We start from the raw sequence: 13,028 nt of genomic DNA on the forward strand, positions 1-13,028 counted from the left end.
TGAAAGGGAGCGAAGGACGCGCACCCGCCGCAGGATGATCTAAGAAAAGGGATGGGCGAAGTGACAAAGTCACAAGCCCATCCCTTTTTTCTATAGCTCATGGTGCAGCAGGTAAAGCGTCCGGAGCGACCTGGAAACCTAACTTCTTCAGTAAATGCAATTAGGGTTTCGGTTTTAGTTGTAGTCACTTATTTATTTTGAATGTTTCTCAACCTCTGTTAAGTTGCTTTTCAGTGAACATGTGATTCTTTCTTTGCATATATTTAAGGAGATGAACATGGAGGAGGAGTCATATGTTGCTATCAGAAATGGCAGTGAAGGAATTAATTCAAATTGAAGATGGCAAACGTTTTGGATTACTTGCCGATACCGAATTGCTTTTTGAACCAACCAGTGGAAAAATCATTGGATTTCTTGTATTAAAAGAACAGGGAAACCGACCATTCAAAGCAAAATCAACACAAAAAAACGTCTATATCGCATGGGAAGACATCATCCTCATCGGCGAAGATCGAATTCTCTTTACAAAAACATCACACTTACATTCGGACCAAACCATATGACGACGAATCTAAAGTGGTGCGTCATTGGTACAGATCCACGGATGGAAAAACTCTCAATTTTATTGAAAAACTTAAACGTTCAAGTGCTATATCTACAAACAAAAGCATGGAGTTACCAAGTAGAAAGAGACTTAATGGCATTCGAACCAGATATCTTAGTGCTACCCATACAACCACTAGAAGTAGTAACAGATACAATCGGACTGGATTATTTCGAAAACGTCCAAAAATGTTTTGTTGGCAAATTATCTCCTGAATGGACACGCTTTTTTGAAGCAAGTGAAATCGACATTGAACCATATCTCGAGAATGAAAAATTTATTTGGCTAAATGCAAAATTAACTGCCGAAGGATTTATTGCGGCATATTATTTAGAAGAGCACGAAACGGTTGCTGGCAAACATTTCATGATCTCTGGGTTCGGGCGCGTAGCAAAACTATTAGCATCACAGCTTAAGCGGATGGATGCCTATCCGAAAATTGTTGTGAGATCAGCCGTTCAATTAGCAGAAGCACAAGCCATGGGCTATGAAGTGAAAAAATTAGAACATGGCATATCATGTGAGCAGTCGATATTTATTAACACAATACCTGCTAAATGGCTAACAGCAGACTATCACTCTTTATTAACAACTTGCCAAAGATTTTATGATGTTGCTTCTTCACCTGGATGTTTAGCTCTAGAAGGAGACTTTTCACATACCTATAGATTGTATACGTCTCTACCAGGGCAATTTTTAAAAGAAGATGCAGCAAAGCTGCTATTTAATTGTGTTACCGAATCAGTAAAAAACATCTAATAGGAGGAACGTTGTGTTACAAGGTAAGCGAATTGGGTTTGGCATCACTGCCTCACATTGTACGTATGAAGAAGTAGTGCCTAAAATCACTGTATTAAGAGAACAAGGAGCCATTGTTGTACCTGTAGTGTCACATTCCGTCTTGGTAGCTGCTACGCGCTTTGGTACTGGGGACGAGTGGGTAAGAAAAATCGAAGAAGCCTCTGGAGCAAAAGTCATTTCAACAATTGCTGATGCAGAGCCACTGGGTCCTAAAACACCTCTCGATTGCATGGTCATTGCACCGATGACAGGTAATTCAATTAGCCGCTTCGCGAATGCTGCTACAGATTCACCTGTACTGATGGCTGCCAAAGCGACGATGCGTACTGGTAAACCTGTTGTCCTTGGCATTTCGACCAATGATGCACTCGGTTTAAATGGCGTCAATGTCATGAGATTGTTAAATGCCAAACACATTTATTTCATTCCTTTTGGTCAAGATGATCCGTTTAAAAAACCTAACTCCCTAATCTCCGATTTTAATCTCATTGTCCCAACGATTGTTAAAGCATTAGAGCATCAACAACTCCAACCTGTATTAATCCAACACAACTAGTCGGATTAATTTTCATGCACAATCACGCAATTTTATGATACAATACCGACATTATGACCATTTAGTTGGCTAGAGGGAGTGAGTGTCATGTCGAAGAATTACACAGTTGCTGTAGTTGGTGCAACCGGTGCAGTAGGCGAGAAAATGATGGAACAACTACAGAAACGAAATTTTCCTATAAAACATATAAAGTTTTTGGCATCTAAACGTTCAGCTGGAAAGAGTATTGAATTTAAAGGTCAGTCCTACACGATTGAAGAAGCAACACCTGAAGAATTTGATGGAGTTGATATTGCGTTATTTAGTGCAGGTGGTGCAGTTTCAAAAATTCTTGCACCGGAAGCTGCCAAGCGAGGAGCAGTCGTAATTGATAATACGAGTGCTTTTCGAATGGTAGTGGATATTCCACTGGTAGTGCCAGAAGTGAATCCACAAGATCTTAAATTACACTCAGGTATTATAGCGAATCCGAATTGTTCTACTATACAAATGGTGTGTGCACTACAACCAATAAAAGAAGCTTTTGGCTTAAATAAAGTCATTGTTTCAACGTATCAAGCTGTATCTGGTGCTGGAGCGGATGCAATTAATGAGTTGAAAAATCAAAGTGGCACATTCGGAGATACGAAAAATGCCGATGCGCAAGTATTACCTGTCAAAAGTGCAGAAAGTCATTATCCAATAGCGTTTAATGTTATTCCTCAAATCGATACGTTTGATGACAATGGCTATACGTTAGAAGAAATGAAAATGATTAATGAAACGAAGAAAATACTACACATGCCAAACCTTTCAGTTGCGGCAACATGCGTTCGTTTACCTGTTGTATCAGGTCATTCTGAATCAGTATTTATTGAAATAGATAAAGATGGTATCAGCGTTTCAGATATCCGCGCTATATTAGAGTCAGCTAAAGGAATAAAAGTACAGGATAATCCCGCGAAACAAGAATACCCTATGCCTTTGTTTGCAGAAGGGGAAGACGATGTGTTTGTTGGGCGTATACGAAAAGATTTATCAAATGATAGAGGTTTCCATTTGTGGATTGTGTCAGATAATTTATTAAAAGGGGCAGCACTAAACTCAATACAAATTGCAGAAGCAATGATAGAAGAAGGTATCATTTAAAAGGGGAGATTCTAATGCATATCGGTCGTGTATCTACAGCAATGGTCACACCATTTTTACCAGACGGCTCCATTCATTTTGAAATGGTTGCAAAACTAATTGAACATTTAATTGCTACAGGTACAGATTCAGTTGTCGTATGTGGAACAACTGGAGAATCACCAACATTAACGAGTCAAGAAAAAGCGGACTTAATTCGTTTTACTGTCGAATCGGTAAATAATCGTATTCCTGTTTTTGCAGGAACGGGTAGTAATAGCACGAGATCTTCAGTTGAACTGACTAAAGTTGCTGAAGATGCAGGAGTAAATGGTATCATGCTTGTTACTCCGTATTATAATAAACCAGATCAACGTGGAATGTATGAACATTTTAAAACGATTGCTGCTTCAACGAACTTACCTGTATTACTCTATAATATACCTGGTCGTTCTGTTGTTAATATGTTGCCAGAAACTGTGTTGGCACTGAGTAAGATTTCAAACATACAGGCCATTAAAGAGGCTGGTGGCAACTTAGAGCAAATGTCAGACATTATTGCGGGTTGTCAAGATGATTTCGCCGTATATAGCGGTGATGATGGTTTAACTTTACCTCTACTTTCAATTGGAGGAGCTGGAGTTGTATCAGTCGCTTCACATGTTGTAGGAAATGATATGCAAAAGTTAATTCGTGCATTTGAAGAAGGCAGACATGCAGATGCTGCCACAATACACCATGCATTGTTACCACTCATTCGAGCACTCTTTGAAAAACCAAATCCTGTACCTGTAAAATACGCGTTATATAAATTGGGGCTCGATGTCGGAACTGTCAGATTGCCACTAGTTGATATGACAACTGAAGAGAAACAAAATTTTGACCAAGCTTGGGCGAAATTTGAGGAAAAACGCAAATATTTCAAATAAATTTTTGAAGGCCAGTTCATAACTGGCCTTTTTTTTATGTCTATCAGCAAATTCTAGAGTCAAATTAATGTAGACTGTTCCGCAGTTTGTGGGATTGATTTAAAGTATCTCTTTCGACTTTTAATATTGTACTGTTGTCAGCTGTTCGATATAATGTATTGAAGTGGATAATGTTCGGGTTAATTTTTAGGAGGAAAGCAAGTGACAAAAACAATAAACGAAACCATTCGAATCATCCCCCTCGGTGGAGTTGGGGAAATCGGAAAAGCAATGTATGTAGTAGAAATTGATGAAGAAATTTTTATAGTAGATAGCGGACTTATGTTCCCTGAAAATGAAATGCTTGGAATTGATATAGTAATTCCAGATGTGACGTACTTAGAAGAAAACAAAGCTCGAATAAAAGGAATCTTTTTAACACATGGTCACGAAGATGCAATTGGATCTATTTCGTATTTGCTAAACAAAATTCAAGCTCCAGTATATGGCTCCCGTTTAACAATTGCCTTAGCTAAAGAGCATTTAAAAGAATTACCAGCTGCACAACCTGTGAAATTCTTTGAAGTAACAAATAAAAGCCGCATGAATTTCAAATCAACACACGTTACATTCTTCCACACAACGCATAGTATTCCGGATTCTTTAGGAATTGTATTCCATACTTCGGAAGGTGCAATTGTGCACACGGGTGAATTTAAATTCGATCAAGCAGCAAAAGGAAGCTACCGTCCAGACATAGCTAAAATGGCTGGTCTTGGTGAAGAAGGCGTATTTATCTTGATGTCAGATTCAACAGAAGCAGAACGTCCAGGTTATACTACATCTGAATCTGTCGTTGAAGAACATTTATCTGAAACCTTCCACGGAGCTAAAGGTCGTATTCTTGTATCGTTGTATTCTTCAAACTTCATTCGTATCCAACAAGTATTTGACACTGCAATTGAAGCACGACGTAAAGTTGCTGTTGTTGGTAAAACGCTTGAAACCGTATTTGAAGTAGGTAAGCGATTAGATTATTTACAAGTTGACGAAGAAACGTTAATTTCAATTAAAGATATTGGGAACTATGAAGACCATGAAGTAGTAATCATTGTGTCTGGTACTCAAGGGGAGCCTATAGAAGCTCTTGAAAAAATGGTAAGAAAACACCATAAAGATGTGAAGATTAAAGATACAGATACTGTGTTATTTACATTCACACCTTCTCCAGGTATGGAAGTTGCGATGTTCAAGACGATGAATCAATTAGCAAAAGTAGGAGCAAAAGTATTAACAGCTAGTAAAAAGGTGCATGTTTCTGGTCATGGTAGTCAAGAAGATTTGAAAATGATGTTGAACTTAATGAAACCGAAATTCTTTATCCCAATTCAAGGGGAATTCCGCATGCTTATGGCTCACTCGAAACTTGCTCAAGCAACTGGTTTATCCAAAGCACAAATCTTTATTGCCGATAAAGGTGACATCGTTGAGTATAAGGGTGGAAAAATGCGCATGAGTGGACGCGTACAAGCTGGAAATGTCTTAATAGACGGCATTGGCGTTGGTGATGTAGGGAACATCGTATTGCGCGATCGTAAACTGCTTTCACAAGATGGCATTTTCATTGTGACGATCACATTGAATCGTGCACAAAAGAAAATTGCTTCTGGCCCGGAAATCTTATCTCGCGGATTTGTGTATGTTCGAGAGTCGGAACAACTTATGGAAGAATCAACTGAACTCGCTAAGAAAATAGTTGAAAAATATGTAGCTAAAGAAACATTTGAATGGACAAATATTAAACAAGAAATTCGCGACACTTTGAATTCGTATTTATACCAAAAAACGAAAAGACGTCCAATGATCATCCCGATTATTATGGAATATTAAGGTGATAAAAGCGGAAGGATTTCCACGCCATTTGTACCGGCAGGAAATCCTTTTTCTTTGATAATGAAAGAAGGTGACAAGTATGACAAGTAAAAAGAAAAAAGTGACTAATACGAGAAAAAAACCACCCGAAAAAACACATACACTTATGTTTGAAATTTCTGGCCTTTTATTAATTGGTCTCGGTATCATTACTTTTTTTGAATTAGGTTCAGTTGGATTCGGTTTGTCGTCTGTCGCCCGATTTTTCTTCGGAAATTGGCATTTAGCAGTTGCTTTATTATGTATTGTTATTGCACTTATTATGATGATAAAACGCGCAGTACCTAGTTACAATAACCGAATTATTACTGGATGTTTAAGTATTTTAGCCAGTATGACTCTTTTCAGTCATTTAGTTCTATTTGAGCAATTGTTTCAAGGTGGAGGACTCGTTAGCGATTCGGTTCTTCGAGAAACTTGGAGAATACTTATTGATGGCAATGGCATTGTAAACCGAGATAGCTCCTTAGGTGGCGGGATGATGGGTGCCTTTTTATTCGCATCATTTCATGTTTTATTTGATGCAGGAGGAGCAACAATCGCGGCTTGGTTATTATTAATGATTGGATTAATCTTACTCTCGGGTAAAGCACTAGTTCCATACTTGGCTAGTCAAATACCACAATGGAAGAATAAATGGATGGCCCAGAGAGCATTTAAGAAAAAGAATAAAGAGACAGCAAAACCAAAAGTACAGACAAGAAGTGAAAAGCGTAAAAAAACAGCAAGTATCCCTTCGAATGCACAGGATATGGAAGTAGCAACGACTATGCAAGAACCAGAAGTTGAACATGTTTCACCAATTATATCCGCTTTCACAGAACGTGTTGAAAAAAGAGTGGAAACTAAACCTGAGCCAGAACCCGAACTAGTAGAAACTGAAGAATTAAGTGAAAAAGTGTTTGATGCAGTATCGGAAGCGGTTTTAGAAAATAAAGATTATCAATTACCATCTGCATCAATATTAAATGCACCACCACATAGTGATCAAAGTGGTGAATATTCATTAATTCAAGCAAATGCAAAAAAATTAGAAAAAACATTCCAAAGCTTTGGTGTCAAAGCACGTGTTACACAAGTCCATTTAGGTCCTGCCGTAACAAAGTACGAAGTTTTGCCAGACACTGGAGTGAAAGTCAGCAAAATTGTTAGTCTGAGCGATGACTTAGCTTTAGCGCTAGCAGCTCGTGATATTCGCATTGAAGCACCGATACCAGGAAAATCTGCCATTGGAATTGAAGTACCAAATCAAGAGGTTGCGATAGTGAGTTTACGTGAAGTTTTAGATGCCAAAGAAAACAATAAACCTGATTCTAAATTAATGATCGGACTGGGCCGTGATATTACGGGGCAAGCCGTGCTAGCAGAGTTAAATAAAATGCCACATTTACTTGTTGCCGGTTCAACGGGTAGTGGTAAAAGTGTTTGTATTAATGGCATTATCGTCAGTATTATCATGCGAGCGAAACCACACGAAGTCAAAATGATGATGATTGACCCGAAAATGGTTGAATTAAATGTATACAACGGTATTCCACATTTGTTAGCGCCGGTTGTTACAGATCCAAGAAAAGCTTCTCAAGCACTCAAAAAAGTAGTATCAGAAATGGAACGTCGATATGACTTGTTTTCTCATACTGGAATGCGAAACATTGAAGGCTACAATGAACACATTAGAAAATGGAATGAGGAGAACGATGAGAAACATCCAAAACTTCCATATATCGTTGTTATCGTGGATGAGTTAGCAGATTTAATGATGGTTGCTTCTAATGATGTGGAAGATTCAATTACTCGATTAGCTCAGATGGCTCGTGCGGCAGGTATTCATTTAATTATTGCTACACAAAGACCAAGTGTTGATGTCATTACAGGAGTAATCAAAGCCAATATTCCTTCGAGGATTGCATTTGCGGTATCGTCTTCAATTGACTCCCGGACTATACTTGATATGGGAGGAGCGGAAAAATTGTTAGGGCGAGGAGATATGCTGTTTTTAGCAGCTGGGGCTTCGAAGCCAGTTCGCGTACAAGGAGCATTCTTATCTGACCAAGAAGTCGAAAAAGTAGTTGATTTTGCAATTGCTCAACAAAAAGCTCAGTACCAAGAAGAAATGATTCCAACAGAAATTGAAGAAGTATCTAGAGATGAGGAAACAGATGATTTATATGATGAAGCTGTACAACTTGTCACAGATATGCAAACGGCTTCAGTCTCACTTTTGCAAAGAAGATTTCGTATTGGATACTCTCGAGCGGCACGAATAATCGACCAAATGGAAATGCGTGGAGTTGTCGGTGGTTATGAAGGAAGTAAACCAAGACAAGTACTTCAAGGAAAACAAGATGATGGAAATTGATATGGATTATTATGACAAAAAGATTGCGAAAAAAATTAAAATTTTTACGAATCTTTGACTAATTACCCATAAATCTATTTATTTAAACAAATAAAAGTGGTATAGTATGTCTGATTAGTAGGAAAGTTTTACATCAGATGTCTGATCTCTTCTGTTGGTGGTGATTTAGTATGACAATAAAAACAGATCATCGTCATTTGTATCTTCAAGTGATCGATCGTCTTAAAGACGATATTGCAAAAGGTGTATTCAAAGAGAAGGAAAAATTGCCTTCAGAATTTGAACTGGCCAAATCACTTGGAATCAGTCGTGCAACACTTCGTGAAGCACTTAGACTGTTGGAAGAAGAAAATGTTATCGTAAGACGTCATGGTGTAGGTACATTTGTTAATTCGAAACCAGTTTTCACTTCTGGTATCGAACATTTAACAAGTATCTCCTCTATGATACGGAAAGCGGGCATGGAACCAGGTACTATTTATTTGAGTTCTATGGAAGCGCTTTCGTCTGAAGATGATATAAAACGCTTTCATTGCGAAATAGACGAATCAGTCATTACAATTGAACGTGTAAGGACAGCAAATGGTGAACCAGTTGTGTATTGTGTGGACAAAGTTCCCGCAAAGTATTTGCCTTCTGATTTTTTAAGTAGGCAAGAAGGTTCGATTTTCACAGCAATTGAAGAATCCGGGGAAATCCGGGTAACTTATGCTGTTACTTTTATCGACCCAACAGGCTACCACGAAGTGGCATCTCCGATTTTAGAGTGTGAACCTGAAACGGCGTTACTAGTTCTGAAGCAATTACATTATAATGACAAAGATCAAGTAGTATTATATTCAAAAAACTATTTTAGAGCTGACAAATTCAGTTTCCATGTAGTCCGTAAAAGGGTGTAAAACATCAAACTTCCTGCTAATATGAAAAAACATTTTTTGGGGGGTCTCAAATTGACAAAGCGTAAATTTGGTTTAGCTTTATCGATGGTATTAGCTGCTAGCACAATTCTAGGTGCATGTGGTGCTGACAAAGAAGAAACTAAAAAAGGTAATGGTGGCGAAGAAAAAAATGATTTTTCTGTAGCAATGGTTACTGATGTTGGTGGAGTAGATGACAAATCATTCAACCAATCAGCTTGGGAAGGTATTAAAGAATTTGGGGCTGACAACGGTCTTGAAAAAGGCGACGGTGGAATTGACTACTTACAATCAAAATCTGATGCTGACTATAACACGAACTTAAACAAATTAGTTCGTCGAGATTTTGATTTAGTTTTTGGTGTTGGGTACAAAATGCAAGAGTCTGTTGAAGAAATTTCTAAACAAAAACAAGATAATAAATTTGCGATTATTGATTCAGTTGTAGATCAACCAAATGTAGCCTCAGTATTATTCAAAGAGCAAGAAGGCTCTTATCTTGCTGGTGTAGCCGCAGCTTTAATGACAAAATCTAAAAAAATTGGTTTCGTTGGCGGCATGGAAAGTGATGTTATCGAACGTTTTGAAGCTGGTTTCCTAGAAGGCGTTAAAGCTGTAGATCCTAGCATTAAAGTTGATGTTCAGTATGCTGGAGCATTTGACAAAGCAGAACTTGGTAAAACAACTGCAAACCGTATGTATTCTTCTGGCGTAGATATTATTTTCCATGCTGCTGGTGGTACTGGTAATGGTGTATTTGCAGAAGCAAAAGAATTAAAAACTAAAAATCCGGATTCTTATGTGTGGGTAATCGGTGTTGACTCTGACCAATATGAAGAAGGCGCAGTTGGTGATACAAATGTTACTTTAACTTCAATGTTAAAACGTGTTGACATTGCTGTACAAGACCTTACTAAATTGGCTATGGAAGACAAATTCCCAGGTGGAGAAACATCTGTTTACGGTTTAGCTGAAGATGGCGTTGCATTAGCGGATTCTCGTGGAGCGATTCCTGAAGATGTTTTAGCTCAAATTGACGAATATGCTAAGAAAATCGCTGATGGCGATGTTGTTGTTCCTGAAACTGTAGAGTAAATAACTTAAATAAGTCATCATAGAGACTGGATACCTGGTCTCTATGATGTTTTTCTTGCCCTTTCAAATTAATAGATGAAAGGTTTTATGATTGAAACCTTTCCTGTATTAATTTTTTTTCATTTAAAAACCTAAGGGAGTGAAATATATTGGAACATGTTATTGAAATGCTCAATATCCGAAAAGAGTTCGGAAATTTTGTAGCTAATGACAACATTACCCTTCAACTAAAAAAAGGTGAAATTCATGCCCTTCTTGGTGAGAATGGTGCAGGAAAATCAACATTAATGAACGTACTCTTTGGACTTTACCAACCAGAAGGCGGAGAAATCCGTGTTCGAGGACAAGAAGTAAAGATTACAGATCCTAATGTAGCGAATAATCTCGGCATAGGGATGGTTCACCAACATTTTATGTTAGTTGAAGATTTTTCCGTTACGGAAAATATTATTTTAGGTAGTGAGCCAACAAAAGGCGGTATGATTTCAGTTAAAGCAGCTGCTAAGAAAGTTCAAGAGCTTTCAGAGCTTTATAATCTGAATGTTGATCCTTACGCAAAAATTGAAGACATTTCCGTTGGTATGCAACAACGCGTAGAAATATTGAAAACATTATATCGAGGCGCTGAAATTTTAATATTTGATGAGCCTACTGCTTCCTTAACACCTCAAGAAATTACTGAATTAATTCAAATCATGCGTCGTTTAATTGAAGAAGGAAAATCCATCATTTTGATTACTCATAAATTAAAAGAAATTATGGATGTTTCTGACCGAGTAACTGTCATTCGTAAAGGTAAAGGGATTGGCACTGTTATTACATCTGAGACTAATCCGAATGACCTTGCATCTCTCATGGTAGGGCGTCAAGTGGAGTTTAAAACTGTTAAAGGTGTCGCAAATCCAACAACTGATGTATTAGAAATTAAAGATTTAGTTGTATGTGATTACCGTGGCGTTGAAAAAGTAAAAAGTCTTAACTTACAAGTGCGCAAAGGTGAAATCGTAGGGATTGCTGGAATAGATGGCAATGGCCAATCAGAATTAATAGAAGCAATCACTGGTTTACGTAAAGTGAAAAGTGGACAAGTTTTCATGAATGGTCAAGAGATTACAGGTCAACGACCACGTAAGGTTACTGAATCAGGCGTTGGTCATATACCTCAAGATCGTCATAAGCATGGACTAGTACTTGATTTCCCAGTAGGACACAATATTGCTTTGCAAACCTATTACTCTAGTCCTAATTCGAAGAATGGCTTCATGGACTATTCAGCGATTTCCAAAAAAGCCAATGAAATTATTCGGAAATATGATGTTCGAACACAAGGAGATCATGAACCTGCAAGAGCACTATCAGGTGGTAACCAGCAAAAAGCGATTATTGGGCGTGAAATCGATAGAGATCCAGATTTATTAATTGCGGCTCTTCCAACACGTGGATTAGACGTAGGAGCAATTGAATTTATTCACCAACGCCTGATTGAGCAACGTGATAAAGGTAAAGCCGTACTATTAATTTCTTTTGAATTAGACGAAGTAATGAACGTATCTGACCGCATTGCGGTAATATACGACGGTCAAATCGTCGATACGCTAGATCCTCTTCAGACGAATGAACAAGAACTTGGTTTGTTAATGGCGGGCCAAACAAAAAATGGCACGCAGTCGACTCAAGTGAAAGAGGAGGGCAGTACTCATGTCTAATCGTTTAGTTAACATTTTAGTACCAGGTGTCTCCGTGATTTTAGGGTTACTGGTTGGAGCAGTTGTTATGATGGTCAGTGGATATGATCCTGTTGAAGGGTACATCGCATTGTGGAACGGTATCTTTGGTGATGCCTATACTATTGGTGAAACAATTCGTCAAATTACACCTTACATACTAGCTGGGCTAGCGGTTGCTTTTGCTTTTCGCACTGGGCTCTTTAATATCGGTGTAGAAGGTCAATTAATCGTAGGTTGGTTTGCGGCAGCATACGTTGGGATTACATTTGATGAGTTGCCAAAAATGATTCACTTGCCACTTGCAATAATTGCAGCTGCATTAGCAGGTGCATTATGGGGCTTCATTCCTGGACTATTAAAAGCCAAATTCAAAGTACACGAAGTAATTGTAACAATCATGATGAACTACATTGCGCTTCACACATCTAATGCTTTAATAAGAGCAGTTTCTGATGGTGGAGACAATACAGGTGGAATTAATCCAACCGCATCTCTTCGCTCTGAGTTTTTAGAAAATATGACAGATTTTTCTCGTTTACACTATGGAATTTTAATTGCACTTGCTATGGTACTAGTAATGTGGTTGATTTTAGAAAAAACAACTCGTGGATTTGAATTGAAAGCAGTAGGGTTAAACCAACATGCTTCAGAATACGCGGGGATGAATGTAAATAAAAATATTATTTTAGCGATGGTTATATCTGGGGCATTTGCTGGTCTAGCTGGCGCAATGGAAGCGCTTGGTACGTTTGGATATGCTTCTGTTAAAGGTGGATTTACAGGAATCGGATTCGACGGTATTGCTGTAGCCCTTCTTGGTGCAAATACACCACTAGGAGTAATATTTGGAGCAACCTTATTTGGCTCACTAAAATATGGAGCAACAAATATGCCGAACGAAGCAGGTATTCCAGAGGAAATAGTGTCTATTATTATAGCAATTATTATTTTCTTTGTAGCATCTGGTTATGTTATTCGTTTATTGCTAGAGCGCTTCAGCAAGAAAAAGGAGGCGAAGTAAC

Annotated in this window: 11 protein-coding genes; all 11 read left to right on the forward strand. The window is 38.1% G+C overall.

Annotated features, from left to right (window positions below; genetic code table 11):
- Positions 1 to 293: 293 nt before the first annotated feature.
- The 11 genes from C8K15_RS01910 to C8K15_RS01960 all read left to right on the forward strand — a co-directional run bounded on the left by C8K15_RS01910 (position 294) and on the right by C8K15_RS01960 (position 13,027).
- Complete coding sequence (locus C8K15_RS01910; protein WP_108584672.1) at positions 294 to 563, forward strand: YlmC/YmxH family sporulation protein; 270 nt, start codon at positions 294 to 296, stop codon at positions 561 to 563.
- A complete protein-coding gene (locus C8K15_RS01915; RefSeq protein WP_108584673.1) occupies positions 560 to 1,363 on the forward strand; it encodes a hypothetical protein in 804 nt (267 codons plus the stop codon). The genes C8K15_RS01910 and C8K15_RS01915 overlap by 4 nt, the downstream gene beginning before the upstream one ends.
- 13 nt (positions 1,364 to 1,376) lie before the next feature.
- The gene (locus C8K15_RS01920) at positions 1,377 to 1,961 is read left to right on the forward strand and encodes a dipicolinate synthase subunit B (RefSeq protein WP_108584675.1); all 585 of its coding nucleotides are present in this window, start codon (positions 1,377 to 1,379) and stop codon (positions 1,959 to 1,961) included.
- Between the two features lie 87 nt (positions 1,962 to 2,048).
- Positions 2,049 to 3,089 (forward strand): aspartate-semialdehyde dehydrogenase, encoded by a 1,041-nt coding sequence (locus tag C8K15_RS01925; RefSeq protein WP_108584677.1) that lies wholly within the window; start codon positions 2,049 to 2,051, stop codon positions 3,087 to 3,089.
- 14 nt (positions 3,090 to 3,103) lie between these two features.
- Positions 3,104 to 3,997: a 4-hydroxy-tetrahydrodipicolinate synthase gene (dapA, locus tag C8K15_RS01930; RefSeq protein ID WP_108584678.1), complete on the forward strand. Its 894-nt coding sequence runs from the start codon at positions 3,104 to 3,106 to the stop codon at positions 3,995 to 3,997.
- Between the two features lie 201 nt (positions 3,998 to 4,198).
- A complete protein-coding gene (locus tag C8K15_RS01935; protein WP_108584680.1) occupies positions 4,199 to 5,866 on the forward strand; it encodes a ribonuclease J in 1,668 nt (555 codons plus the stop codon).
- 82 nt (positions 5,867 to 5,948) lie between these two features.
- The gene (locus C8K15_RS01940) at positions 5,949 to 8,267 is read left to right on the forward strand and encodes a DNA translocase FtsK (protein ID WP_108584681.1); all 2,319 of its coding nucleotides are present in this window, start codon (positions 5,949 to 5,951) and stop codon (positions 8,265 to 8,267) included.
- A 170-nt stretch (positions 8,268 to 8,437) separates the two neighbouring features.
- Entirely contained in the window at positions 8,438 to 9,166 is a 729-nt protein-coding gene (locus C8K15_RS01945; RefSeq protein ID WP_108584683.1) for a GntR family transcriptional regulator, read from the forward strand.
- Between the two features lie 51 nt (positions 9,167 to 9,217).
- Positions 9,218 to 10,279: a BMP family lipoprotein gene (locus C8K15_RS01950; RefSeq protein WP_108584684.1), complete on the forward strand. Its 1,062-nt coding sequence runs from the start codon at positions 9,218 to 9,220 to the stop codon at positions 10,277 to 10,279.
- Positions 10,280 to 10,428: 149 nt separating this feature from the next.
- Positions 10,429 to 11,985, forward strand: a complete 1,557-nt coding sequence (locus tag C8K15_RS01955; protein WP_108584686.1) for an ABC transporter ATP-binding protein — start codon at positions 10,429 to 10,431, stop codon at positions 11,983 to 11,985.
- On the forward strand, positions 11,978 to 13,027 hold the full coding sequence (locus C8K15_RS01960; protein WP_108584687.1) for an ABC transporter permease: 1,050 nt from the start codon (positions 11,978 to 11,980) through the stop codon (positions 13,025 to 13,027). The genes C8K15_RS01955 and C8K15_RS01960 overlap by 8 nt, the downstream gene beginning before the upstream one ends.
- The last annotated feature ends 1 nt before the right edge of the window (position 13,028 follow it).

Origin of the sequence: Paenisporosarcina sp. OV554, from assembly GCF_003058165.1 — a bacterium.
Taxonomy (GTDB): Bacteria; Bacillota; Bacilli; order Bacillales_A; family Planococcaceae; genus Paenisporosarcina.

Bases quoted from the DNA above. Each gene is read 5' to 3' on its own strand.
- C8K15_RS01910 (WP_108584672.1), top strand. From the start codon at position 294: ATGTTGCTATCAGAAATGGCAGTGAAGGAATTAATTCAAATTGAAGAT.
- C8K15_RS01915 (WP_108584673.1), top strand. From the start codon at position 560: ATGACGACGAATCTAAAGTGGTGCGTCATTGGTACAGATCCACGGATG.
- C8K15_RS01925 (WP_108584677.1), top strand. From the start codon at position 2,049: ATGTCGAAGAATTACACAGTTGCTGTAGTTGGTGCAACCGGTGCAGTA.
- dapA (WP_108584678.1), top strand. From the start codon at position 3,104: ATGCATATCGGTCGTGTATCTACAGCAATGGTCACACCATTTTTACCA.
- C8K15_RS01940 (WP_108584681.1), top strand. From the start codon at position 5,949: ATGACAAGTAAAAAGAAAAAAGTGACTAATACGAGAAAAAAACCACCC.
- C8K15_RS01945 (WP_108584683.1), top strand. From the start codon at position 8,438: ATGACAATAAAAACAGATCATCGTCATTTGTATCTTCAAGTGATCGAT.
- C8K15_RS01960 (WP_108584687.1), top strand. From the start codon at position 11,978: ATGTCTAATCGTTTAGTTAACATTTTAGTACCAGGTGTCTCCGTGATT.